At 71.4% G+C, this 2,530-nt stretch carries 2 protein-coding genes and 1 pseudogene; all 3 read left to right on the top strand.

The window, feature by feature from the left end; all coding sequences use genetic code 11:
- A partial coding sequence (locus VJN29_RS13820; RefSeq protein WP_414654375.1) for a PP2C family protein-serine/threonine phosphatase occupies positions 1-859 on the top strand: 859 nt, incomplete at its 5' end.
- Positions 856-2,238, top strand: a complete 1,383-nt coding sequence (locus tag VJN29_RS13815) for an FtsW/RodA/SpoVE family cell cycle protein (protein ID WP_324144209.1) — start codon at positions 856-858, stop codon at positions 2,236-2,238. The genes VJN29_RS13820 and VJN29_RS13815, both read left to right, overlap by 4 nt.
- Positions 2,235-2,530: pseudogene (locus tag VJN29_RS13810) on the top strand (penicillin-binding protein 2); the annotation flags it as partial. The gene VJN29_RS13815 and the pseudogene VJN29_RS13810, both read left to right, overlap by 4 nt.

Genomic DNA, 2,530 nt, shown 5'->3' with positions numbered 1-2,530 from the left:
CTCCGACGGCCTCACCGACTACGTCGCCCGCGACACCGTCGACGAGATCCTCACGACGGAGAAGGACCCCGGCGAGTGCGCCGACCGGCTGGTCAGCCTGGCCCTGCGGGCCGGGGCGCCCGACAACGTGACGGTCGTCGTCGGCGACCTCGTCGACATCAACCGGACGATGACGCCGCCCACCCAGCCGCAGGTCGTCGGCGCTGCCGCCGTGCGCGAGAGGGGCACGCGGCCCATCCCCACGACGCCTGCCGCGAAGGCCGCCGCCCTCACCGCGGCCGCCACGAGGGGTGACCGTGAGCCGGACGACGGCGTGATGCTCGCCGAGGAGGGGCCTCGGTCGCGGCGCACCACCGTCCTCCGGGTGGCCGCCCTCCTCGTCGTCACCGCCGTGGTGCTTGCCGGCGGGTCGTATGCCGCGTACGCCTGGTCCCAGCAGCGGTACTTCCTCGCGGAGCAGGACGGCGTCGTCACCGTGTTCCGCGGCGTCGACCAGACGGTCGGGCCGGTCGCCCTCTCGAGCGCCCAGTACGAGACGACGATCGCCGTCGACGACCTGCCCCCCTCGTACCAGGCGAGCCTGCAGAGCGGCATCGCGGTCGATGACCGGGCTGCCGCCGACGCCCGGGTGGGTGACCTCCGGGTGCAGGCGGCGGCGTGTCGCTGGGCTCGCACGAACGGTGAGACGTGCCGGACCGTCGCGTCCACGTGGACCACTCCGCTGGCGAGCCCGAGTCCGAGCCCGTCCGGCACGGCGACCCCGTCCGGCACCGGCGCGCCCACATTCACGCCGATGCCGTCGCCCGGCCGCACCGGCGTCCCGCAGCCATCTCCCACGTCGACGGAGGTGCGCTCATGAGCGTCATCTCGTCCTACACCCCTCGCCGGGGCCGCAACGTCGAGCTCGTGCTCCTCATTGCCGCGGTCGCGATCGTCATGCTCGCCTACGTCAACGTCGGCCTCGCCACGTCGGGCACCGTCCCGCCGGCCCTGCTCGCCCTCGGCGGCGGCTACCTCGGTGTCGCGGTGGCCTTCCACCTCGTCCTGCGCTGGCGGGCGTCGTACGCCGACCCGCTGATGCTGCCGATCGTCACCCTGCTCAACGGGCTCGGCCTCGTCATGCTCCACCGGCTCGACCTGGCGAGCGACCGCTCCATCACCGAGGGCGTCGCGCTGCGGCAGCTCATGTGGAGCGCGCTCGCGGTCGCCATCGCAGCCGTCGTCCTCGTCATGCTGCGCGACCACCGCATCCTGCGGCGCTACACCTACCTCGCCGGAGCAATCGGCTTCTTCCTCCTCGTCCTCCCGCTCTTCCCGGTCATCGGGACCTCGATCTACGGGTCGCGCATCTGGATCCAGATCGGCCCGTTCTCCTTCCAGCCCGGGGAGCTCGCCAAGATCGCCCTCGCGATCTTCTTCGCCGGCTACCTCGTGCAGACCCGGGACGCCCTCTCCGTCGCCGGCCGGAAGGTGCTCGGCCTGACCCTGCCTCGGGCGCGTGACCTCGGCCCCATCCTCGTGGCGTGGCTCGCCAGCCTCGCCGTGCTCGTCTTCGAGCGGGACCTCGGCTCCTCGCTGCTCTTCTTCGGCCTCTTCGTCGCGATGCTCTACGTCGCCACCGAGCGGGTGTCCTGGATCGCGATCGGCCTCACCCTCTTCGGGATCGGCGCCTACACGGCATACCTCATCTTCGGCCACGTGCAGACCCGGGTGCTGCTCTGGCTGGACACCTTCAGCCCCGAGGCGCTGGCAGCGTCCGACCAGCTCGCCAAGGGGCTCATGGGCATGGCGTCGGGCGGGATGTTCGGCACGGGACTCGGGCGCGGGAGACCCGACCTCACCTACTTCGCGGAGTCCGACTTCATCATCCCGAGCTTCGGCGAGGAGATCGGGCTCATCGGGCTCTTCGCCATCGTCGTGCTCTACGGGCTGCTCGTGGAGCGTGGCCTGAGGACCTCGCTCGGCACCCGGGACGGCTTCGGGAAGCTGCTCGCAGCAGGCCTGTCCTTCTCGCTGGCGCTCCAGTGCTTCGTGGTCGTCGGCGGAGTGACCAGGGTCATCCCCCTGACCGGGCTCACGATGCCGTTCCTGTCCTCCGGGGGCTCCTCGCTCCTGGCCAACTGGACCCTCGTCGCGATCCTGCTGCGCATCTCGGACCACGCGCGCCGCCCGCTCCCGGAAGCCAGCGGCCCGAGCCCGGTCGCCGAGGCGCGCACCGAGGTGGTGAAGGTGCGGTGAACGCCCCCGTTCGCCGGCTCTCCCTCGTGGTCGCGACGCTGTTCGCCTCGCTCCTCGTCTCGACGACGCTCATCCAGTACGTCTTCGCAGCCGACCTCAACGCCCGTCCCGACAACCGCCGCACGCTGCTCTCGACGTACGCCCGCGAGCGCGGTGACATCCTCGTCGGCCAGACCCCGATCGCGGAGTCCACTCCGAGCGACGACCAGTTCAAGTTCCAGCGGGTGTACCCCCAGGGTCCGCTCTACGCGCACGTGACCGGCTTCTACTCGTTCTACGGCGCCGTCGGTGG

This window comes from Intrasporangium sp. (genome assembly GCF_035280925.1).
Classification (GTDB): domain Bacteria; phylum Actinomycetota; class Actinomycetes; order Actinomycetales; family Dermatophilaceae; genus Intrasporangium.
The sequence above is the reverse complement of the archived record's forward strand: the minus strand, read 5'-3'. Positions and strand labels throughout refer to the sequence as shown.